Annotated in this window: 23 protein-coding genes; 15 read left to right on the top strand and 8 right to left on the bottom strand. The window is 65.1% G+C overall.

Features of this window, described 5'->3' with window-relative positions; all coding sequences use genetic code 11:
* Positions 1–5: 5 nt before the first annotated feature.
* Positions 6–1205, bottom strand: a complete 1200-nt coding sequence (locus tag NA5_RS05265) for a PucR family transcriptional regulator (protein WP_062982497.1) — start codon at positions 1203–1205, stop codon at positions 6–8.
* Between the two features lie 253 nt (positions 1206–1458).
* On the opposite strand from NA5_RS05265, the gene NA5_RS05260 reads away from it, so the two are divergent.
* From NA5_RS05260 to NA5_RS05205, 12 genes are all read left to right on the top strand, one after another.
* Positions 1459–2130 carry a hypothetical protein gene (locus tag NA5_RS05260; RefSeq protein ID WP_063813206.1) on the top strand — a complete coding sequence of 224 codons (672 nt, stop codon included), beginning with the start codon at positions 1459–1461 and terminating at the stop codon, positions 2128–2130.
* A gap of 5 nt (positions 2131–2135) precedes the next feature.
* Positions 2136–3257, top strand: coding sequence for an SRPBCC family protein (locus NA5_RS05255; RefSeq protein ID WP_062982493.1), 1122 nt, complete (start codon positions 2136–2138; stop codon positions 3255–3257).
* Complete coding sequence (gene gvpJ / locus NA5_RS05250) at positions 3254–3658, top strand: gas vesicle protein GvpJ (RefSeq protein ID WP_157110239.1); 405 nt, start codon at positions 3254–3256, stop codon at positions 3656–3658. The genes NA5_RS05255 and gvpJ (NA5_RS05250) overlap by 4 nt, the downstream gene beginning before the upstream one ends.
* Positions 3658–4416 carry a GvpL/GvpF family gas vesicle protein gene (locus tag NA5_RS05245; protein ID WP_062982491.1) on the top strand — a complete coding sequence of 253 codons (759 nt, stop codon included), beginning with the start codon at positions 3658–3660 and terminating at the stop codon, positions 4414–4416. Before gvpJ (NA5_RS05250) ends, NA5_RS05245 begins: the two co-directional genes overlap by 1 nt.
* A 3-nt stretch (positions 4417–4419) precedes the next feature.
* Complete coding sequence (locus NA5_RS05240; protein WP_062982489.1) at positions 4420–4674, top strand: gas vesicle protein GvpG; 255 nt, start codon at positions 4420–4422, stop codon at positions 4672–4674.
* Between the two features lie 14 nt (positions 4675–4688).
* Positions 4689–5015 carry a gas vesicle protein GvpO gene (gvpO, locus tag NA5_RS05235; protein ID WP_062982487.1) on the top strand — a complete coding sequence of 109 codons (327 nt, stop codon included), beginning with the start codon at positions 4689–4691 and terminating at the stop codon, positions 5013–5015.
* A complete protein-coding gene (gvpJ, locus tag NA5_RS05230; RefSeq protein ID WP_062982485.1) occupies positions 5012–5404 on the top strand; it encodes a gas vesicle protein GvpJ in 393 nt (130 codons plus the stop codon). Before gvpO ends, gvpJ (NA5_RS05230) begins: the two co-directional genes overlap by 4 nt.
* Entirely contained in the window at positions 5397–6191 is a 795-nt protein-coding gene (locus NA5_RS05225) for a GvpL/GvpF family gas vesicle protein (RefSeq protein ID WP_062982483.1), read from the top strand. Before gvpJ (NA5_RS05230) ends, NA5_RS05225 begins: the two co-directional genes overlap by 8 nt.
* Positions 6188–6421 carry a gas vesicle protein gene (locus NA5_RS05220; protein WP_062982481.1) on the top strand — a complete coding sequence of 78 codons (234 nt, stop codon included), beginning with the start codon at positions 6188–6190 and terminating at the stop codon, positions 6419–6421. The genes NA5_RS05225 and NA5_RS05220 overlap by 4 nt, the downstream gene beginning before the upstream one ends.
* Complete coding sequence (locus tag NA5_RS05215; protein ID WP_062982479.1) at positions 6414–6704, top strand: gas vesicle protein K; 291 nt, start codon at positions 6414–6416, stop codon at positions 6702–6704. Before NA5_RS05220 ends, NA5_RS05215 begins: the two co-directional genes overlap by 8 nt.
* A gap of 68 nt (positions 6705–6772) precedes the next feature.
* Complete coding sequence (locus tag NA5_RS05210; RefSeq protein WP_062982477.1) at positions 6773–7216, top strand: hypothetical protein; 444 nt, start codon at positions 6773–6775, stop codon at positions 7214–7216.
* Between the two features lie 330 nt (positions 7217–7546).
* A complete protein-coding gene (locus tag NA5_RS05205) occupies positions 7547–8146 on the top strand; it encodes an FHA domain-containing protein (protein WP_062982570.1) in 600 nt (199 codons plus the stop codon).
* 72 nt (positions 8147–8218) lie between these two features.
* On the opposite strand, the gene NA5_RS05200 is transcribed toward NA5_RS05205, so the two are convergent.
* Positions 8219–8881: a S1 family peptidase gene (locus NA5_RS05200; protein ID WP_062982475.1), complete on the bottom strand. Its 663-nt coding sequence runs from the start codon at positions 8879–8881 to the stop codon at positions 8219–8221.
* A 34-nt stretch (positions 8882–8915) separates the two neighbouring features.
* The gene (locus NA5_RS05195; RefSeq protein WP_157110238.1) at positions 8916–9164 is read right to left on the bottom strand and encodes a hypothetical protein; all 249 of its coding nucleotides are present in this window, start codon (positions 9162–9164) and stop codon (positions 8916–8918) included.
* Positions 9165–9380: 216 nt separating this feature from the next.
* Here NA5_RS05195 and NA5_RS05190 point away from each other — a divergent pair, with 216 nt between their 5' ends.
* The gene (locus NA5_RS05190) at positions 9381–10859 is read left to right on the top strand and encodes a dynamin family protein (protein WP_062982472.1); all 1479 of its coding nucleotides are present in this window, start codon (positions 9381–9383) and stop codon (positions 10857–10859) included.
* A 6-nt stretch (positions 10860–10865) separates the two neighbouring features.
* On the opposite strand, the gene NA5_RS05185 is transcribed toward NA5_RS05190, so the two are convergent.
* The 5 genes from NA5_RS05185 to NA5_RS05165 all read right to left on the bottom strand — a co-directional run bounded on the left by NA5_RS05185 (position 10866) and on the right by NA5_RS05165 (position 17301).
* Complete coding sequence (locus tag NA5_RS05185) at positions 10866–12290, bottom strand: Hsp70 family protein (RefSeq protein ID WP_169811265.1); 1425 nt, start codon at positions 12288–12290, stop codon at positions 10866–10868.
* A 136-nt stretch (positions 12291–12426) separates the two neighbouring features.
* Positions 12427–14271 (bottom strand): dynamin family protein, encoded by a 1845-nt coding sequence (locus tag NA5_RS05180; RefSeq protein ID WP_062982468.1) that lies wholly within the window; start codon positions 14269–14271, stop codon positions 12427–12429.
* A gap of 65 nt (positions 14272–14336) precedes the next feature.
* Complete coding sequence (locus NA5_RS05175; RefSeq protein WP_062982466.1) at positions 14337–15152, bottom strand: hypothetical protein; 816 nt, start codon at positions 15150–15152, stop codon at positions 14337–14339.
* 223 nt (positions 15153–15375) lie between these two features.
* Positions 15376–16182, bottom strand: a complete 807-nt coding sequence (locus NA5_RS05170; RefSeq protein ID WP_169811264.1) for a DUF4344 domain-containing metallopeptidase — start codon at positions 16180–16182, stop codon at positions 15376–15378.
* 285 nt (positions 16183–16467) lie between these two features.
* Positions 16468–17301, bottom strand: a complete 834-nt coding sequence (locus NA5_RS05165) for a DUF4344 domain-containing metallopeptidase (RefSeq protein WP_062982462.1) — start codon at positions 17299–17301, stop codon at positions 16468–16470.
* 661 nt (positions 17302–17962) lie between these two features.
* Between NA5_RS05165 and NA5_RS05160 the strand changes: the two genes are divergently transcribed.
* Together NA5_RS05160 and NA5_RS05155 are read left to right on the top strand one after the other, a co-directional pair.
* Positions 17963–18784: an LLM class F420-dependent oxidoreductase gene (locus NA5_RS05160; protein ID WP_062982461.1), complete on the top strand. Its 822-nt coding sequence runs from the start codon at positions 17963–17965 to the stop codon at positions 18782–18784.
* Positions 18785–19134: 350 nt separating this feature from the next.
* Positions 19135–21087, top strand: a 1953-nt coding sequence (locus NA5_RS05155; protein ID WP_157110236.1) for an ATP-binding protein, incomplete at its 3' end; no start/stop codon positions are given.

Genomic DNA, 21087 nt, shown 5'->3' with positions numbered 1-21087 from the left:
TTCCGCTACCGGTACTCCGACGCGCCGAGTTGCAGCGCCGCGAGCGCGAGCGAGAGCTCCAGGTAGGAACGCTGCCCTTCGAGCGGACGATCGAGCAGGGCCGAGACGCGTTGCAGCCGGTTGATCACGGTATTGCGGTGGCAATGCAGACGCGGCGCGGCGTTGGCCGCCGAGCAGTTCTCCGCCAGCCACACCGCGAGGGTGTGCAGCAGCGAGTCGCGCTCTTTGACCGGGAGCGCAAGCACCGGGCCGAGGGTTCGGGTGACCAGCAGTTCGGTCAGGTCGGGCGAGCGGACCAGCAGCGCTTCCGGATATCGCTCGTCCAGAGCGACCAAACCCGTTGCGTCCCAGGGCATTGTCTGTATCGCTATCAGGGCGAGTGCGTGCGCGGTATCGACATCCGCGAGTCCACCGACAGCGGGCGACACTCCGGCCAGTCCGCGAATCTGGGGGCGAAGATGAGCAAGCACGGTAGCGCTGTCGTGCCGGGCCAGTGACACCAGCCCGATCGTGGCATCGACCCGGTCATGCCATACCGACCGAATCCCCAACGCGCCCAAGGCGGTTTCGGTGCCCGCCCGCAGCGGCCGCCCCTCGCCGCCGCGAACCGCGACCACCAGATACCCACCCTGGGCGGGCAGATTCAGCTCGCGCGCCACCCGCGCGGCGAAGGTCGCATCCTGCGCGCGCCCGGCGAGCAGATCCTCGATCAGTGCATGCCTGCGGCGCTCATCGCGGCGCACCTGTTCGAGTTCGGCATTGCGATAGGAGGTGACCAGCGCCGAGGACAACCCATCGATCACCGTCCACATCGCGGTACCCGCCTCGCGGATCTCCCGCGCGTCGATCTCATCGGCCTTGTCCAGCAACGCCTCCCAGATGATCCCGCCGCCGAGCCGGAATGTGCGCAACATCGCCTCCAACGGCACCGCCTGCACCGCGCGATGCCTGCCGATCGCCGCGGCCACATCATCGTGTTCGGGATCGGTCGCCGCCCCGTCCAGCAGATCCAGAATCCGGGTCAGATATTGCCGACACCCTTCCCGTAACTCCTTGCGCGGCACCGAGGTGTAGTCGGTCCACTCCGGGTTGTCGGTGAAAATCGCCGATAGCAACCGCCGGGTCAGCACTGGAATCTCCGCCCGGCAGGCCGCGGCCAACTTTCGCGTACCCGCGGTGGCGACCGGATGCTGGGGTGTAGCCATACCGGTCGACGCTACTCAGCGCCGTTGCGGGTTGTCTCGTCGGCGAGGCGTTGCAGGTAGGCGGCGAATTTGACCCCGAACCTCGAAGTCCAACCGCTTTCGCTCGCCGCACCCATGGACCTATCCGATAACCAGGAATACGCTGAAGTTGCCGAATGTGCTGCGTCCCGATCTATCCCACTCTGGACGTCGTGTCTCGGACGTCCCGGCTTCGCTGATGCGTTCGGATGTCGAGGCGAGCAAGGAGTGAGCCGTGAAAGGTGGAGCAAGAATTGCGATAGGGGTGGGCATCGGGTACGTGCTGGGGCGTACGCGCAAGATGCGGTTGGCATTGGCGCTGGCGGGTGCGGCGATGTCGAGGCGGTCGGCCGGAACGTCTGCGGATCTGCTCGAGCGCGGAACATCGTTGCTCAAATCGTCGCCGGAGCTGACCCAGATCACCGATACCGTCAAGGGTGAGTTGCTGGGCGCTGTGCGCTCCGCCGCGGTCACCGCCGCGAGCAACCGCATCGACGCGCTCAACGCTCGACTGCAGCAGAGCGCGATACCCGATTCGCAGGAGGACCGAGGCGAGTCGCGGGAGCCGGATTCGGATGAGGACGAACGGCCTGAGGACGAACTGGTCGAGGAAGAGCCCCCTGAGGAAGAACTCCCCGAGGAAGAACGCGCCGAGGAAGAACCGGCCGAGGACGACGAAGACGAGTACGACGAGGACGATTCCGACCGAGCCCGAGACGAGTACGACGACTCCGAGCGGCCCGGCGCGCGCCCGCGGGCACGCCGCAGCCGTACGGCCGTGCGTAGGACGGCCTCCCGGACTTCGGACCGTTCCGCCGAGCGGAAGGCGCCCTCGCCCCGTCGACGTCGCAGTCGCGTCGAAACCGATGAAGCAGACGAAGCGCCCGTGCGACGCACCAGGAGATGAGGCCGATGGCGGCCAAGACATTGCGTGATACGACGGCCCGAGTCGGCAAAAAGGCCGCCGACTCCGCGGGCCGGGCCACCAAAGCCGCTACCGGGGCGGGGTCGACCATCCAGCGCAAGGCCGAACGAGCGGTCCCGACCAGTCCCCTGCAGCAATCGATACAGAATCTCACCGCAACCCTGGCCGAACGCGCGGCCTCCGGGCTCTCGGGCACGGTATCGAAGACCGCGGACCGGCTGAATCAATACGCTGACGATGGCGGGGGAAGCCTATTTTCGGCGTTGACGGGAGTGGAGAAACTCAGCGCGGGCGCCTCGCCGCTGCGCGCGACGATGAGTGCGGGCATGGACAAGTTGAAGCACACCGTCCGCGACAACTTCGAAGCGGCCAAGGAGTCGATGACCCGCGGCAAAGGCAAGGGGGGCGGCAAGCAGCGTAAACCGACCAATATCATCGAGCACCTCGATCTCGGCGTTCCGATCGACCTGGCCTATGACCAGTGGACCCAGTTCGCGGACTTTCCGAAATTCACCAAGAAGGTCGAGCAGGTCCAGCAGGTCGCGGACGCGAAACTCACCTGGACGGGAAAAGTGTTCTGGTCCAGGCGGACTTGGAAATCCACGATCGTCGAGCAGGTGCCCTACGAGCGAATCGTGTGGCGTTCCGAAGGCGCCAAGGGCTACATCGACGGCGCGGTGAGCTTCCACGAGATCACGCCGGGTCTCACCCGCATCCTCGTGGTGCTCGAATACCAACCGCACGGAGTCTTCGAGAAGACAGCCAACCTGTGGCGGGCGGCCGGTCGCCGGTGCCGCCTGGAACTGAAGCAATTCGAGCGGCACGTCATGACGGAGGCGGTGCTGCACCCCGACGACATCGTGGGCTGGCACGGCGAGATCCACGACAGCAAAGTGGTCAAGGACGACGAGACCGCACGGCGCGAGGAAGACGCCGAAGCCGTCGATGACGAAGATCGAGACGAACAGGAACGCACAGACGAGTCCGACGAGTTCGACGAGGACGAGCAAGACGAGGACGAGCAGCCCGCGCCACGCCGCCGTCGCTCGGGCTCTCAGCGCCGCACCACAGCGGCGCGCAGGTCGAGCGAGAGGAAAGCACGAACATGACCATCGAACCCGCAGGCGGTGGCGGAACCGGCACCATGGCGCGCCCGAATTCCTCCAGCCTCGCCGACGTTGTAGACACGATTCTGGACAAAGGACTGGTCATCGACGCGTTCGCGCGCGTGTCGTTGGTCGGGATCGAACTGGTGACCATCGACGCCCGAGTCGTGGTGGCCAGCGTCGACACATATCTGCGCTTTGCCGAGGCCGTCAACCGGCTCGAAATTTCCACCAGTGAACCCAAGGGCTTGACCGATATCGTCGGCGACGTCACCGAAGGCGCGAGCAAGCACAAGACGAAGGGTGCGCTCGAGGCGGCGGGCGAGAAGGTCAAGGGCTTCCTCGACGACGTCGAGGAGAAGCGTCAGACAGCACCCCGGTCATCCAGGCGCAGGGAGGAATAATGGCTACCGACCACGCCGTATACGTCTATGGAATCGTGCCCGCCGATGTGGAGCCCCAGCCGCACGCCAGTGGTGTCGGCGATCCCCCTAGCGATATCGAAGTGGTGCGGCACGGTGAGATCGCCGCGCTGGTCAGTGACATCGCCACCGATCGCCCGCTCGGCGAGCCCGACGACCTCGCCGCGCACGCCAAACTGCTGGACGAGTCGGCGGCCGTGGTTCCGGTGCTGCCGCTGCGCTTCGGCGCGGTGCTGACCGATGCGCAGGCGGTGGAGAACGAGCTGCTCGCCGAACACGAGGAGGAGTTCCGCTCCGCGCTGGCCGAACTGGAGGGTCGTGCGCAGTTCGTGGTCAAGGGACGCTATGTCGAGAACGCCGTGTTGCGGGAACTCGTCGAGGAAAACGCCGAAGTCGCCCGGTTACGTGAGGAGATCCGCGACAAGCCCGAAGACGCCACCCGCGATGCGCGGATCGCGCTGGGTGAGAGGATCAATCAGGCGATCGAAGCCAAACGCGCCGAGGACACCCGGAGGGTGATTTCCGAACTCGAGCAGTTCGATCCGCTCGTCAACCAGCGGCAGCCCACCCACGAGGAGGACGCGGTGCACATCGCGGTTCTGCTCGACAGGAATCGGCAAGGCGATCTCGAGGATGTGTTGCGTCGGCTCGCCGCGGACTGGGACGACCGTGTCGAGCTGAGCCTGCTCGGACCCATGGCGGCCTACGACTTCGTGACCAAGCAGGCACCCGAGAGCTGAACCATGGGTCTGGTCTCAGCGATCTTGTCGTTGCCCCTCGCTCCGGTGCGCGGCGTGATCTGGCTGGGCGAACTGATCCAGGACCAGGTAGAGCGGCAGCTACAAGATCCGGCGACAGTGCGGCGCGAACTCGAGGAGATCGATGCGGCCGCGGCGGCCGGTCGCCTGTCCGAAGAAGAGCGCAAACAAGCGCAGCAGGCCGTTCTCGATCGACTCCGGCCCGCAGGCGGCACCACAGCGCCCAACCGGAAGGAGTGACTCGCGTGGCACGCATGACCACTCCCGAAAACCCCGAAAATGTGGACTCGGTGTCGGACGAGCCGCCTCCCATCACCGCGGCGCAGGCCTCGGCCGCGGCTATCGAGATCCTCACGGAATTGACCTCCAAGCACGTGGAGGGGGTCACCTCCATGGAGCCGATCGATGACGGCTGGCTGGTCGAGATGGAGGTGCTCGAGGACCGCCGTATCCCGTCATCGGGGGACATGTTGGCGCTCTATGAGCTCGAGCTCGATTTGGACGGAAACCTACTGGCCTACCGGAGAACCAGACGCTACACCCGCGGGAGCACCGACATCGGCAAAAGAGATCGACCATGACGGTGGTCGGAGGCGAGTCGTCCGCACCGCAGCCGTATGGAGGCGGACATCAGTCGACGAATCTCGCCGACATCCTCGAACGGGTGCTGGACAAGGGCGTGGTGATCGCGGGCGATATCCAGGTGAACCTGCTCGATATCGAACTGCTCACGATCAAGCTGCGACTGGTCATCGCGTCCTTGGAGACGGCCAAGGCAGTTGGCATCGACTGGTGGGAGACCGACCCCTGGCTCAACAGCAAGGCCCACACACTAGAGCGACAGGATCACGACCTCGAACTGGAGAACCGGGAACTACGCGACCGGATCGCCGAACTAGAGGCCGGACGCGAGGTCCCGCAATCTATCGAACGGCGCCGCGAACCCAGGGAATCGAGGCGGCGTGACTGATGAGTTCGGCGTCTGGCTGTACGCGGTGACGCGCGCCGCGGACGCCGCGGCGGACTCCGGCTCGATGACCGGCGTGGCGGGCGAGGCGGTACGCATGGTGGTCTCGGATCCGCTGGCGGCGTTCGTCGGATCGGTGCCGCTCGCGGTATTCGGCGAGCAGCCACTACGCCGGAACCTGGAGGATCTGGACTGGCTGGCAGCGACGGCCCGGGCGCACGACGCCGTCGTATCGGCCCTGGTTCGCCGCGGACCGACCGTGCCGCTTCGCCTGGCCACGGTCTTTCTCGATGACGAGCGGGTGTGTGAGCTGCTCGAGACGAGGCGTGCGGACTTCATCGCGGCGCTGACCCTGGTGACCGGCCGCACCGAGTGGGGCGTGAAGGCATACACCGACCGCGCCGCACTCACCGCTGCTGTGGCCGCGGCCGGGTCCACCCGCACGGGGAGCGAAAAGGGCAGGGGCACAGCCTATCTGGCCCGTCGCCGGGCGGAACTGTCCGCACAGGCGACGGTGGAACGCGACGCGGCGCAGCGGGCCGAGCAGATCCACGCGCGCTTGGTTCGACACTCCGTCGCGGGACGTCGCCAAGCGGCGACGGATCCGGCGCTGAGCGGACGCCGCGACTGGATGGTGCTCAACGGCACCTATCTGGTCGATGACGACCGCGCCGACGACTTCACCGCGACCGTGCGTGAACTCGGCGCGGAATTGCCCGGCATCCGACTCGAAATCACCGGGCCGTGGCCGCCGTACTCGTTCGCGGGCGTGGACCAGGAGCCGATATGAGACCGGCCGACCAGAGCGTCGACGGCGAGCGCCGGGTCGCACTCGTCGATCTGTTGGACCGAGTGCTGGCCGGCGGGGTAATCATCACCGGCGATATCAGGCTGGCCATCGCGGACGTCGATCTGGTCGCGATCTCGCTGCGCGCCCTCATCTCATCGGTCAGTACGCTATCCGTCTCCGCGGTCGAATCCGCGGCACACCCTGAACTGGAACCGCCCCGAGATGGATGAAATCGGTGGCATTGCACCGCGTATCGATACCGACCCCGAATCCGTCGAGCGCGGTCTGGTCACACTCGTGCTCACGCTGGTGGAGTTGCTGCGGCAGTTGATGGAACGGCAGGCCCTGCGACGAGTGGACGCGGGCGATCTGACCGACACCCAGATCGAACGCATCGGCACCACCCTGATGCTGCTCGAACAACGCATGGACGAGTTGCGCGACCATTTCGGCCTCAGCCCGGAAGACCTCAACATCGACTTGGGCCCCTTGGGAAAGCTCCTTCCCGACTAACAGGGTGATGCAATAATCCTCGACGCGACCTGCCGGTCCAGGAATTCGAGACGGCCGCTCTGCTCGCGGTGCTGTCGGCGCGGCTGGACGCCGCCCAGGACCGCCTGGAATCGGCCGAATCGCTGACCAGGGACGGCCGCGACCTCGCCGCTCGTGCCCAGACGCGCGAAACACTCGGCGTCCTCTGGTGGACCCGCGGTGAACCCCGCCGGGCCCTTCGGCACTGGCAAGGCGCCCTCACCGCCTACCGCGAGCTCGAAGACGATCTCGGCACCGGCCGCCTCCAGCACCTCGGATCGGCGGTGGTCCTTGCCCCCGAACACGGTGGTTTGCTGCTGGGTAACGACCCTCCGCTCACCAGGGCCGAGGTGCTGCGCCAGGCGGGCGGCCGGCTGGCCGCCGCCCGCCGTCTGCACCCCACGGCCCTGCACGCCGAATACTATGGGCGCCAAGCCGGTTCGACGCTGCACACGGTGGATCGCTGGCCGCTGCCCGCCCCGGATTCGCAATGAACGGAGCGAGCTGCCAGGTGTCCTGGGGGCATAGTCGCGACCGAACGATCAAACCGATATCCGCTAACCGCACCCCGGTGCGGAATAGCGCCAGAAATCGGACCGATGGAACGACCACCCCCCTACCCCGTGCATCAAGTTAGTTGAATTCGCACAAATTACCGGCGAAAAGGCGCATTCTGAGGGGAAATCGGTGCCCGCAGTTCACGACGTACCTCGGATTGGGAACGACGCATCATGTCCACGTCATACGGACAACAGGCACTGCGTCTCGGACCGTACCTAGACGCAGGCGAGCGTGCGCGGGAACACTCAGCCGGTGGTGGCACGCTGTCGCACCGGATAGGCCATGGGAACTGGCATGAGATTCCACTCGATCGCGACGCGCACAGTATGACAATCGGCCGGTCGGAGGCAGCCGATATAACCGTGGCCGCCGACGCGACGGTCTCGCGCCTACACGCGATTATCGAGCGGGTGAGCGACTACTGGGTCGTCATCGATAACGGGCTGTCGACAAATGGGACCTTCGTCAACGGCGAGCGCGTCGACGGGTGTCGCAAACTCGAGTCCGGCGATACGATCCGCTTCGGGAAATCGGTATTCATCTTCACCGACGACCACCCATCCGAAGATGAAATAACGATCGCCCACAGCAGCCTGCCGACCCGGAGTGCGCTGACCGACGCTCAATATTTAATTCTCGAGGCGCTGTGCCGCCCGTACGACGCTCGGACCGGGTTCACCTATCCCGCATCGAACTGGCAGATTGCCCATGAGCTATGCCTCAGCGTTGCCACGGTCAAGACTCACATGCGGGCGCTGTTCAAAATATTCGACGTCGAATCCTTCCCGCAGAACAAAAAACGCATGTTTCTGGTCGAACGCGCGCTCGAAAGCGGCGTGATCGTCAATCACCACGGACGGTAGGACTTCGGATGTTGTCGGCCGCCCATCACCATGCGGCCGCGCGGGAACTCGCTCGGTCCGCAGGGTGAATAACTAGATCGGATGGAAACCCGCTCCGATGTCACCGCGCGCGTTCACATCCTCCATGATTGCGGCGATATTCGCTCCGAGTTCAGGGCCCAGGCACGGAACCCTCAGGTATCCGTTCACCATGCCGACGAGCGTTGTTCCGACCACGACCGGCGCGCCGGAGTCACCGGGCAGGACACATATCTGTGTCCAGGTCCACGTGTTGGTCCGGTACACATCTCCGTAGGCCAGTCCGCAGGTCTGGCCCGTGGTATAGCCTTCCTTGCACGCGATGTCCGGGAACTGCGCCGGACCTCCCAATCCGGTAATCGTCGTGTTCCCAATGCGATTCACGGGTACGACCTTGTCCGGATCGAAGACAATGACGGCGTAGTCCATATCGGGGTTCGAGTAGGCGAAGTTGCCGACAACCCCGGCGTCACGGTTGGCGTCGGCGACGACCGTGGTACCCGCATCATTGCAGTGACCTGCGGTGATCCCGACAAGCCGCCCCGCGGCATCGTGCCCGATCGTGGTGAGCGTGCAGACGCCGAGGTCGTTGACGATAATGCCGGAACCGCCGCCCAATACCGCCGGGCCGGTGGCATGCGCAGTGCCTGCTTGCACCCCGGCCAGCGCTGCGCATGCTGCGAACACAGCCGCAGCCCTCGCGAGTTTCCTGAACATGTCCAATCCGATCGCTCGAGCTGCAACTATCCGGTTATACGAGGCAGATGCCCGTGCCGAACGGGAAGATCGGCGGAATGAAGCAGACCCACCACAGGAACGGGTTCCACCACAGGAGGGCGGGGTCCGCCGCCTGGGGGAGTTGTTCCGAAGCGGGCGCCACTTGGACAGGCGCAGGCGGATTGGCCGGGGCGGGATCGGCGGTAGCAATGCCTGAGCCGAGGGCAATCATCGGTGCGAGCGCTGCCGTTGCGACGGCTGCGCGAATTTTGGTGCTCTTCATGATGGTTCCTTCAACTGGGTGCTTCAGGGACGCCCTCGTCCGTCGAAGGCTTCCCGCACATGAACACCACCAACTCTCCTCGTAGATTGCGCGGAAGATCATCCTCCCCTGGGTTGGAAACCCTCAGACCTTGGGTTGTGTCGGGGCTATCGGCGATGGTCATCGCAGCGAAAGAATCTGCCGCGCCGCGGATGCGATGGCGCGATGATGTTCGATATGAACACCGCGGCGCCGATCGCGAGGGTCGACAGAATCATCGAGCAAGCCCGTCGCGTCTACTTCGGCAACCGTGCCGCTACCGATCCGCTCGAGGAGGGGGCGCGACGGCTGCACGAACCGCTGCGCATCGCATTGGCCGGTGCCGTCAAGGCCGGGAAGTCGACACTGCTGAACGCACTCGTCGGCCAAGATATCGCCCCGACCGACGCCACCGAGTGCACCCGGGTCGTGACCTGGTACCGGCACGGCGCCACCCCGACGGTCATCGCCCGGCTCGCGAACCGCCGGTCGGAGTATGTGCCGATACAGCGCGCCGAGGGTGGTCTGACCTTTGACCTCGGCAAGCTCATGGCGGCGCAGGTGGATCGAATCGATGTCGACTGGCCGGTGCCCCGCCTGGCGCGCACCACGATCATCGACACCCCCGGAACCACCTCATTGTCGAGGGACGTATCCGCGCGCACACTGCGGTTGTTGACTCCGGACACCGGCTCCGCCGGAGCCGACGCGGTGGTGTATCTGTTTCGTTCCCTCGATGATTCCGACCTCGCGCTGATTCGTCAGATCGGCGAGCACGTCGGCGGTAATGCCGGTCCGCTCGGAATCATCGGCGTCCTGTCGCGGGCGGACGAACTCGGTGCGGGCCATCCGGACGCGATGCACTCTGCCCGCGCGGCAGCCAAAGAATTCACTCGCGAGTTGGAAATGACCGGTCTGTGCCAGGCGGCCGTACCGGTCGCGGGTTTGCTCGCCTTCACCGCGAAAACTCTTCGACAGAGCGAGTTCGTGGCTCTTCGCCAGCTTGCCGCCGTGGCACCGGCCGATCTGGAATTGGCCATGCTCTCGGCCGATCGATTCCAGCGCGCCGATTATCTGCCGATTGATGGCGCGACACGACAGCATCTCGTCAGCCGTCTCGGTCTGTTCGGAATCAACATGGCACTGACTCGATTACGGGCCGGTACCAGCGCTTCGGCGGCTCTGGTCGACGAACTGATCGCCCGCAGTGGCATCGGCGAACTCGAGCGCGTCATCGACATTCAGTTCGGTCAGCGCGCCGACGAATTGAAGGCGCATACCGCGCTGCTGATGCTGCGGCAAATATTCGATGCCAACCGGGGCTCGCGGGCCGCACCGCTGCGCGGGGAGGTGGAGACACTGCTCGCGAATGTGCACGGTTTCGAAGAGCTCCGCCTGCTCAGTCGGCTCCGCTCCTCCGAGACAGCGTTATCCGAACACGAACTGGCCGATCTGCAACGGGTGATCGGCGGTCGCGGAACCGGACCGGCCGAACGCCTGGGAATCGAACCATTCGCGGTCGCGGGCGTCGGCCAGGACGTCGCATTGGCGGAGATCCGGCGATGGCGATCCCGTGCCGAACACCCGCTCGCGGATCAGTTCACGGCCAATGCCTGCATCGTGGCGGCACGCAGCGCCGAAGGTGTGCTGAGTGAGTTGCGGCGGGGTATCCGATAGAACCGTTCAGGAAACATGCCTGGTGGGGTAGGGGAGTGGGGTAGTGGTCTCGGCAGACGGAGCCGGATTGGTAACTTGCTCGGTTACCGTGGGCTGCGGCTCGGTCTTCGGCGCGCTGTGCGCGACGATTCCGACAACGGCCGCTGCGAGTGTCGCAATTGCCGCGGCGGCGAGAAGCGCTTGCTTACGACGCCGACTGCCGACCTTTGTGCCGCCTCGAAGTGATTGCGGGGCTACCGAATTCGCGGGTGCGAGATCCACCGGCTGCTCGGTAGCGGCCGGGTCGGCATACCGAGGCGGTTCGGGCGTTACCGGTGGGACAGCGGGTGTCGGAGTCGGCATTGATGGTGGCGATACAGGTGCCGACGGGGCGGCACTTGCCGAAGAACGCGCGAGCAGAGCAGCACCGTTCGCCGATGTGAGGCCCGGTTCGGATTCCGCGATCACCGGTACGTGGAATTGCGCGGACAACACCTCGGTGACGAGCGGGGTCGCCGACGCGCCACCGGCCAGCACCACTGCTCGCACCTCATGAACTTCGATTTCGTTGGTGCGCAAGGCTTCTCGTACGTACTCGGCCGAGGCGACAACCTGCTTTCTGATCAGGTCCTCGAGTTCGGAGCGGACAAGGCGCACATCGTGACGCACCGGTCCCAGCTCCACCTCGACCACCGCGGCCGTTTCGGTGGACAGTGTCTCCTTGGCCTGCTTGCAGCGCAGCCGCAACTCGTTCAGCGGCGCCAGCAGAGCGGGGGCCGCCAGATCGAGGTCACCGAGTTCGCCATCGAGGCCGCGGAGAACGTGCCGCACAATGGCGTCATCGATGTGCTTTCCACCGAATTCCGCGCTCCGGACGGTCCTGCCGATCTGTTCGGTACCCTGGGCCACCGAGACGCTGAGGCCGTTGCCGCCGAGGTCGTACACCACCACGGCGCCGTCGGCTGGCAGGCCACGGGTCGACTCGACTCGCGCGAGGATCGAGCCGACCTCGTCCACGAGTGCGACGCCGGTCATGTCCATCCGGTCGAGCGCCGCCCGAAGCGCCTGCACGCCCTGCGGCTTCCAGTAGCTGGGGTAGGTCGCCGCGATGGTTGGCGGCCCGGCGAAGGCACCGGCGGAATACCGCGTCAGGTACTGGACCGCGCTCGCGACGAGTTTCTCCGGCCGATGGGCGGATCCGTCGGCGGCGACGAGATCGATCGGGTCGCCGACGCGGTCCACGAACCCGGTGACCACCAGTCCGGGGTGCACCGGACGCGCGCCGCTGCCGAGCGGAGACAGCGTCGGCGCCATGCCTTGGGTCATGATCAACGTCGCCTGGTGCTGGGTCGTCTGGACACTGGGGCCGCTGCGCCCGAAACCTCCGGTCGCCGCGTCAGCTGCGGTGACGAAATCGGCCGTGCCGATCTTGATGCCAAGACTGCCGGACATGCATACCTCTCGGTTGATGGTCGCTCGGGATTTGCGCTTATAAATCTCCTGCACGGACGGATCGTCGGCCATATCCCCAAGAGGTGAGCCGGACCCCCGAAGGGGGTGAGGTTCGTTCACCCAAGGTGGAGTCGGTTTACCTGCCCTGCGACTGCGCGGTTCGCAGTCGGGCGGCGCCTTCGCGAATCCTGGCGAGTGCCGCCAAGTTCTGCTCGACCTCCGCGGCGCGCTTCTCCCGCGCGGCGACCTCCATGCCCGCCGCGTCCTGTGCTGCTTTCAGCGAACTCTGCGCCGACGCCAAGGCCTGCTCGGCCGACTCCTTGAAGTGATCGCGCAGCTCCCGCTGCATACTCCGGAGGCGGTCACGGGAGAGCTTGTGCACCTGGAAGGACACGTCGTCGACGTACTTTCGCAGCGTCAGCTGAGCGAGGTTGCGGCGGCGCGCCATTCGTCCGGCACGGTCCTGCTGATAAGCCTTCACGCCGATCACGACTCCCGCTCCGATCGTGATCGGATTCATCATGGCCGCGCCGAGCATGGTCGCGCCCATGCCGATCATCATCGCGCCGCTATAGCCGCTGCGAACCGCGGTCAGGCCCCGGTCGGCCAGCGAAACCTTCAAATCGCGCAGTTCGCCGATCTGTAGCCGGGGGTCGATGAGATCGCCCTCGCAAATGGCTTCGAGCGCGGGAAGATCGATGTCGTCGCCGTCCACCGCGAACGATGCCGCCACCCGTTCGGCCAGTGCCTGAGCGGACTGGTACGCCCAGACGAAATTGTCGCCGACCGCCGTGCTCACCTGCTCCTGCACCCACTCGGTCAGTAGCGGCCATTTCTTGTCCGGATCGCCGTCAGCGAGCTCGGACTCGATGTGCTTGTTGATGCCGCGCAGCCGTTCCCGAAGGTCGTGATCGATCTCCGAATTGAGGTCCGCGACACCGTCGTTCAAAACTTGCTGCCACGACCGCGCCGATTTCGCCTGTGCGTCCGACATCTCCTTGCGAGCCTTCAACTCGGCGGCCATTCGTTCCTGGAAGTTGGGGTCCCGCAAGGCATTCAATTCCGCCTCGAACGGCACGGTCAGATGGTGTGCGACAGATTCGAGATCCCGCGCGATGCGGACGCGCCGTTTGGTCGCTATGTCGGCGAGACCTTCAGTGCGCAGGAACGCGAGCAGATCGGGGTAGCCGGATTCGGCATTGAGTTCCTTGTCGCGCAGGCGCACGGCATGGCCGCGCAGCGTCGAGGAAACCGGAATGATCCGGCAGCCCACCCCGGCATCGGCGAGATGGCGCCGGTCCGCGTCCGCGATTCGCCGCCATTCGGGGTAGATGTCGATCTTCGTCAATGCGATGACGGCGGCGGGGCACAAACCGATCACCTGCCGCACGAACCGAAATTCGGGTTCGGTGAACTCCTGGCTGGCGTCGGTGACGATGACGACAGCATCGGCCAGCGCCACCTCGTTCAGTACTCGCGGGACATGCCGCTGGCCGATGCCGCCGACGCCCGGGGTATCGATGAGGGTCAACCCCTTCGGCAGCGTCGCGGTACTGATGCCGATCTCCGCGCACACCACTTGACCGCCTCGCGCGCGGGGGGACTTCGCCAGATCGGACTGCAGTTCCTCGAATGGCAGCGCAGCCGCGACCGGTGTTTCGGTGTGCGGCATCTCGACTACGAGTTTCGCGCCCGGTTCGTCGGCATGCCCGACGACGGTGACCACCGAAGTGGCTCGACGGTCACCGACAACGCAGACCTGCTCGTTCAGCAGGGCATTGATCAGTTGGCTCTTGCCCTGCTGGCGCAATCCGACCACAGCGACGCGCATGGCGGCATCGGCGGATCGGCGCCGCACCGCCTGGAGGGTGCCGAGCAGGTCTTCCCGATCCGCCGACTGCGCGAGCCGAATCAACCAATCGAACAGGGGCGGGGCGGCAGTGTCGCGGCCGTCCGGGTTCTCGGCTGCTGGCTTATCCACTGGAGCTGTCCTCCGTTCGGTGCGCCGAGCCGATCCACCCGCTGGCAGTTGATCGGCTCGCATGCTCAGAACATGTCCATGGCATCGGCGATGGTGTCACCCATATCGGCCAAGGGCCCCTCGGAAAACCCGTCTTCCGTCGCATCGCCCATGCCGAGGCCGTCGGAACCCGTGTTGTAGATGTCATCGGACGGCAGGCCGTCCATGGAGAGATCATCGATCGGTTGCTGATCCATGGGTTGCTGATCCATGGGTTGCTGATCGATCGGTTGCTGATCCATCGGCGGTTGCTGGTCGGCGGGCGGCTGTTGCTGGTCGACCGGTTGCTGGTCGACCGGCAGTTCGATGCCGGGAATTTCTATCGGCACCGGCGGCTGCTCGACGGGTGGTTGCTGGTCGGCGGGCGGCTGTTGTTGATCGACCGGTTGCTGGTCGACGGGTAGTTCGATGCCGGGAATTTCTATCGGCACTGGCGGCTGCTCGACAGGGGGCTGCTGGTCGACGGGTGGTTGCTGGTCGATGGGCGGCTGTTGTTGATCGACCGGTTGCTGGTCGACCGGCAGCTCGATGCCCGGAATTTCGATCGGCCCCGGCGGCAGTTCGAGACCGGGCACCCCGCCCAGCTGATTCATGATGTCGTCGAATCCGGGAATCTGGCTCGGCTGGGCCGTCATATCCTGCGGATCCGTCGGGGCGCCACCGCAAGCCGGGGCACCGCCGAGCTGATTCATGATGTCGTCGAATCCAGGAATTTGACCGATCTGTGCTGCCACGTCCTGCGGATCAATCGTGGCGTCGCCGACGGCGGGGACTTCGTTCGGGACCGAGATCTGCGCCGCGGCGTCGAATGGGTATTCCTGTGTCAATTCCTTGTCCTCCATGGGTGTCTGTCGTCGAATTGTGGATGGGCCAATCCACGTCTGGACTTCCCGGTACCAATGGCTCGTGATCTATGGTCCGGGCATACGACGGCAGGAAATAGACACCTGAGGTGGAGCAAATCCACACCCTTGGCGGCAGCCATTCGCCCCGAAGGTGAACGCTGTGACCGCCTGCGAAGTCAACTGCGTCCATTGTCCTGGCGAAGCGGGAAGATGACCCCGCCTAGCGCGTAGGGGTGGTGGAATGCGTTTGGGTGGTGGAGGAAGGTGTCCCGCTCGGGGTGTTGCTGCTGCTGGTGGCGGCGGGGGCGCCGAGGTTGGTCTTGATGTAGGGGTTCAGCAGGGTCTCCCACGCCGACTTCATTCTCTTGTATTCGTCGGGACACCCGGCGGCGCGCTGATAGGGCAGGAACCCCTTTACCTCGGGCTCACCTGGTTTGTTCACCAGCACGCCCAGTGCGTCGGGGTTGGAGCCGTAGGCCCAGCATTCCAGGTTGTAGGCGCGTACCTGGCTGAGCGAGTGTTCGTCGGCGAAGCTGCGCGCATCGAGACTTTCCGGATCGTCGGAGAGGGCGAACCAGAAGTCGGACGCCGCGGCCACGCCTGCGGCACCCAGGGGACCGGGGATGGTCAAGAGGACCAAGGTGCCGAGCTGGTCCGCGGAATCCTCTTCGCGTCCCGTCGAGGGGAGCGAATACAGGTTGATCGCCATATGCGCGGACTCGTGGAAGGTGATCATGCGGGTTATGCCGTCGAAGTAGAGGTTGAAAATGTCAGTAGTGCCCAGGTTCTCCGTCGGTTCCGTGGCCTGCGCCTTCGCATATCTGTCGGCGACCGCGAACATCTCGTAACAGAGGACCAGCGACTGATTCTTCGGATCCCAGTAGGCGTTGAAATCGCCACATTCCTTGGCGATGACCGGAATGTCCTTGGGTAGCTTGTACATCGCCTCGAGGGCATCGGTGAGTTCTTCGAGGACCTTGTTGTCTTGAATGGCCTGTTTGCCTTCTTTGGCAAGGTCCGAAGCCATCGCACGCTCGTACTTGGGCACGAACTTTCCGGTGTCCGACACCGTGCTCGTAGTCGCGGCGCTGGTCGTCCCCTGTGACGCGGGCTTTCCTTCCCTATCCGATGAACACGCGGTGGTCGCGGCGGCCAATATCGCCACCGCCCCGGCCCATCGACACCATGTGGAAATCATTGGCAATATGCCTCTCCGAATCGCAGGGCGCCCTACCCGATGATTGCCGGCGACACCATTGCCGCCGCGTAACCGTACGGCGAAGGCGGTTCGTCTGGTTCGCGGACGACTCACCTAGCGCGTAGGGGTGGTGGTGGGAGAATGAGTCGCACTCGCGGTTGGGGTGCTGGTCGCGGTCGGCGGAACGCCGAGGTTGATCTTGATATACGGCTTCAGAAGGGTCTCCCATGCCGCCTTCATCCGGTTGTACTCATCGGGACACCCGTCAGCACGCTGATATGGCAGTTCGCCCTTTTTGTCCGGGGCACCCGGTTTGGCCACCAGTACACCGAGGGTATTGGGTACGGCGCCGTAGTCCCAGCACAACAGGTTGTAGGCGCGTACCTGGTCGAGGGAGTGCTCGTTGGCGAAGGCGCTCGCCTTGAGACTCGCCGGATCGGCGGAAATGTCGAACCAGAAGTCGGCCGCCGCGGCCACGCTGCCGATACCGATGGGGCCGGGGGTGGTCAACTCGAGCAGGGCGCCGAGTTGGTCCGCGGAGTCCTCTTCGCGTCCCGTGGCGGGCAGCGAATACAGGTTGATCGCCATGTGTGCGGACTCGTGGAAGGTGACCATGCGAGTTACGCCGTCGAAGTAAAGGTTGAAGACGTCGGTAGTTCCCAGGGACTCCGTTGGTTCCGTAGCCTGCATCTGCGCATATGTCTTGGCGGTCGAGAACATCTCGTAACAGAGGATGATCGACTGGCTGTCCCGGTCCCAGAAGGCGTTGAAGTCGCCACATTCCTTGCCGATGACCGGAATGTCCTTGGGTAGCTTGTAGATCGAACCCAAGGCGTCGGAAAGTTCTTCGAGGACCTTGTTGTCTTGACTGACCTGCTTACCGTCCTTGGCCCAGTCCGATGCCATCGCACGTTCGTATTTGGGCACGAACTTTCCGGTGTCCGCCATCTTGCTGGTAGTCGCGGCGCTGGTCGTCCCCTGCGACCCTGGCTTTCCATCTTTGTCCGATGAACATGCCGTCGTCGCCGCAACGAGAAGGGCAACCGCCCCGGCCCATCGATACCATTTGGGAATCATTGGAATACGCCTCTCCAGATCGCAGGGCGCCCACTACACGGTGATTGCTAAATGGTAGCAAGGTCGGGTGTGCGGCATGTCGGGTTTCCCTGTACGGTCGCGGCGTCATCTGTGGCGGCGCTATCTTCCGAGGTCGATGGCAATTTTTCTCGCTGTTTTGCCCCGGCTGGCCGTGTTCTCGGTCATTTCGACCTGCGCATACGCCATTGCTGTCGCGTAACCAGTCGAGGATGTAGGCGCATTCACCGGCTGGTCTCCGTGGTCGGTGCGTGGCCCGTGCCGCGACCCAGAAGGCGAGCAGCCAGATATCGGGGAACCGGCGGGGCCACCCCGATCGTCCAACGGCGTACGAGTCGCTTCGGTGGCATCTCTGTTGCCAGTCGCTCCGTCAGCGATGCCGCCACGTAGGCCGGGAAGCGCTGGCTGATCGGCGGTCGTGCCCGCGGCGAAGCGTTGCCAGACCGCATGGTCTACGTGGACCGCCGGTGCGGTTTGACCTTCACATAAATGTGAGGGTTCGAATATTCAGATCATGAAGATAGGAATTACCACCTTCGTTACCGACGAGGGGATCAGCGGTCCGAAACTCGGTGTGGCGCTGGAGGAGCGCGGGTTCGAATCGTTGTTCCTGCCCGAACACTCGCATATTCCCGCGAGCCGGAAGTCCCCGGCTCCGGGCGGAGGCGAGTTGCCTCGGGAGTACTACCGCGCGCTGGATCCGTTCGTCACCCTGGGCGCCGTCGCGGCGGTCACCGAACGGTTGATCCTCGGTACCGGGGTCACCCTGCTGATCCAGCGCGATGTCATCCACACCGCGAAGGAGGTCGCCACGCTCGACCGAATCTCGCACGGACGCTTCGTATTCGGTGTCGGTGCGGGTTGGAATCGCGAGGAGATGGCCGATCACGGCACCGATCCGCGCACCCGTGGCGCGCTGCTCGACGAACAGCTCGAGGCCATCCGGTCGATCTGGACCGACGACCTCGCCGAATACCACGGCCGCTTCATCGATTTCGACCCGATGTACGCCTGGCCGAAACCCGTACAAACCCCGCACCCGCCGATCTTCATCGGTGGTGCGGAAGCGGCGGCCGAACGCGCCATCCGCCACGGCCTCGGCTGGCTTCCCACCGCGGTGGCCGACCCCGCCGAAATACCGGCCCAACTGGCTCGACTCGACGCACACGAGCTGCCCGTCACGGTCGCTTTCGTTCCGGTCGATCCGGCGCTGATCGACGGCTATGCCCAGGCCGAGGTGCAGCGATTGGTGTTCAGCGTGCCGACCCTGCCGGAACCCGAAACACTGTGCGCCCTCGATGCAATCGCCAAGGCGGTCGACCGCTACCTGGTCTGAGTGGCGTGGCGGCGGCGAAGTTGCTGCCGCCAGTTCCACCTCGAGTGAAAGGCTGCAGTTCAACGCATCTGACGACGGTCGGGCGCGAATCGACGCTCGCTCTCGATTGATTGCTTCGATCGCCAGATAATCCGGCTACGACCCGATCACGGGTACGGTACTGGAAGCCTGCCGGACGAGGAATTCCACCACTAGTGTCATAGGCATAAATGAGGAATTTCCCACGATACGCGCGGGTAACCACCTGACGCTGTGTACCTGCGCGCAGTTGAGGTGCAGACTACGCGGGACCGGCAGTCGCAAACCGTCGCCCGACCGGGCCAGTGCTGTGGAGTGGAAGGAGTTGGCGAGTGTTCAGCCGCATCGCCATCGTGAACCGGGGAGAGGCCGCAATGCGGCTCATCCATGCCGTCCGAGATCTGGCCGCGGAGACCGGGCGACCAATCGAAACCGTCGCATTGCACACCGATGTCGATCGGACCGCGACATTCGTGCGCGAGGCCGATATCGCCTATGACCTCGGTCCGGCGTCCGCGCGCCCGTATCTGGATCTCAAGGCGCTCGAGCTCGCTCTGGTGACCACCAAGGCCGACGCCGCATGGGTCGGTTGGGGTTTCGTCGCCGAGGATCCGGCGTTCGCCGAGCTGTGTGAGCAGATCGGCGTCACCTTCATCGGCCCGAGCCCGGAGGCCATGCGCAAGCTCGGCGACAAGATCGGTGCGAAGCTGATCGCGGAGGAAGTCGGCGTGCCGGTCGCGCCGTGGAGCCGTGGTTCGGTGGAAACCGTGGACGCCGCGCTCGCGGCCGCCGCCGAGATCGGCTACCCGCTGATGCTGAAGGCGACCGCCGGTGGTGGCGGCCGTGGTATCCGGGTGATCACCAACGAGACCGAACTCGTCGATGCCTACGAGCGCACCCGGCAAGAAGCCGCGCGCGCGTTCGGTAGTGGCGTGGTCTTCCTGGAACGGCTGGTCACCGGCGCCCGGCACGTCGAGGTGCAGGTGATCGCGGACGGCCAGGGCACAGCGTGGGCGCTCGGTGTCCGTGACTGCTCCGTGCAGCGGCGTAATCAGAAGGTCATCGAGGAGTCGGCGTCACCGGTGCTGCGTCCCGAGCAGGCGGCCGAACTCAAGGCGTCAGCCGAGAGGTTGGCGATCGCGGTCGATTATCGCGGCGCCGCGACTGTCGAGTTCCTGTACCACCCGGGCGACGAGCTTTTCGCATTCCTCGAGGTCAACACCCGCCTGCAGGTCGAACACCCGATCACCGAGTACACCACCGGTTTCGACCTGGTTCGGGCGCAACTGCTGGTGGCATCGGGCGGCAAGCTCGAGGGTGAACCTCCGGCCGAGCGCGGGCACGCGATCGAGGCGCGGCTCAATGCCGAGGACCCGGACCGCGACTTCGCGCCCGCTCCCGGCCGCATCGCGCGATTGGATCTGCCCGCCGGGCCGGGCATTCGAGTCGACACCGGCGTCAGCGAGGGCGATACGATTCCCGCCGATTTCGACTCGATGATCGCCAAGATCATCGCCTACGGTCGTGATCGCGACCAAGCGCTGGGTCGACTGCGTCGGGCAGTGGCGCAGACCAGGGTCGTCATCGAGGGCGGCGCGACGAACAAGAGCTTTGTGCTCGACCTGCTGAACCAGCCCGAGGTCATCGACGCCAGCGCCGACACCGGCTGGATCGACCGGGTGCGCGCCGAGGGGCGCCTCGTATCGCATCGCCACTCCGCGATCGCGGTGGCCGTGGCCGCCATCGATGCCTATGAAGAGGAAGAGCGGGTCGAGCGGCACCGGCTGCTGTCCACGGCGGCAGGTGGCCGTCCCCAGGTGCAGCACGAGAGCGGTCGACCGCACGACCTCAAATTGCGCGGCGTCGGCTACCGGGTGCGCGTGGCACGGATCGGTGCGCATCGGTTCCGCATCGGCATCGAGGCGGGTGGCGAGATGCGTGCCGCCGATGTCGATCTCGAGCGTTTCGACCGCCACACCGGGCAGATCGTGGTCAACGGCACCCGCTATCGGGTGATCACCGGCACGCACGGGCCGATTCATCTGGTCGATGTCGACGGTGTGACGCATCGGATCAGCCGTGACGAGGGCGGCGTCGTCCGCTCACCCGCCCCCGCGCTGGTCGTTGCCACGCCGCTGGAGATCGGCGCCGAGGTCGAGGCGGGAGCGCCGGTCCTGGTACTGGAGAGCATGAAGATGGAAACGGTGCTGCGCGCACCGTTCCGGGCTCGGTTGAAGGAATGCGCGGTTTCGGTCGGCACCCAGGTGGAAACCGGCGCGCCGCTG

The organism is Nocardia anaemiae NBRC 100462, from assembly GCF_001612725.1.
Classification (GTDB): domain Bacteria; phylum Actinomycetota; class Actinomycetes; order Mycobacteriales; family Mycobacteriaceae; genus Nocardia; species Nocardia anaemiae.
This window is presented reverse-complemented; position numbering and strand designations above follow the sequence as displayed.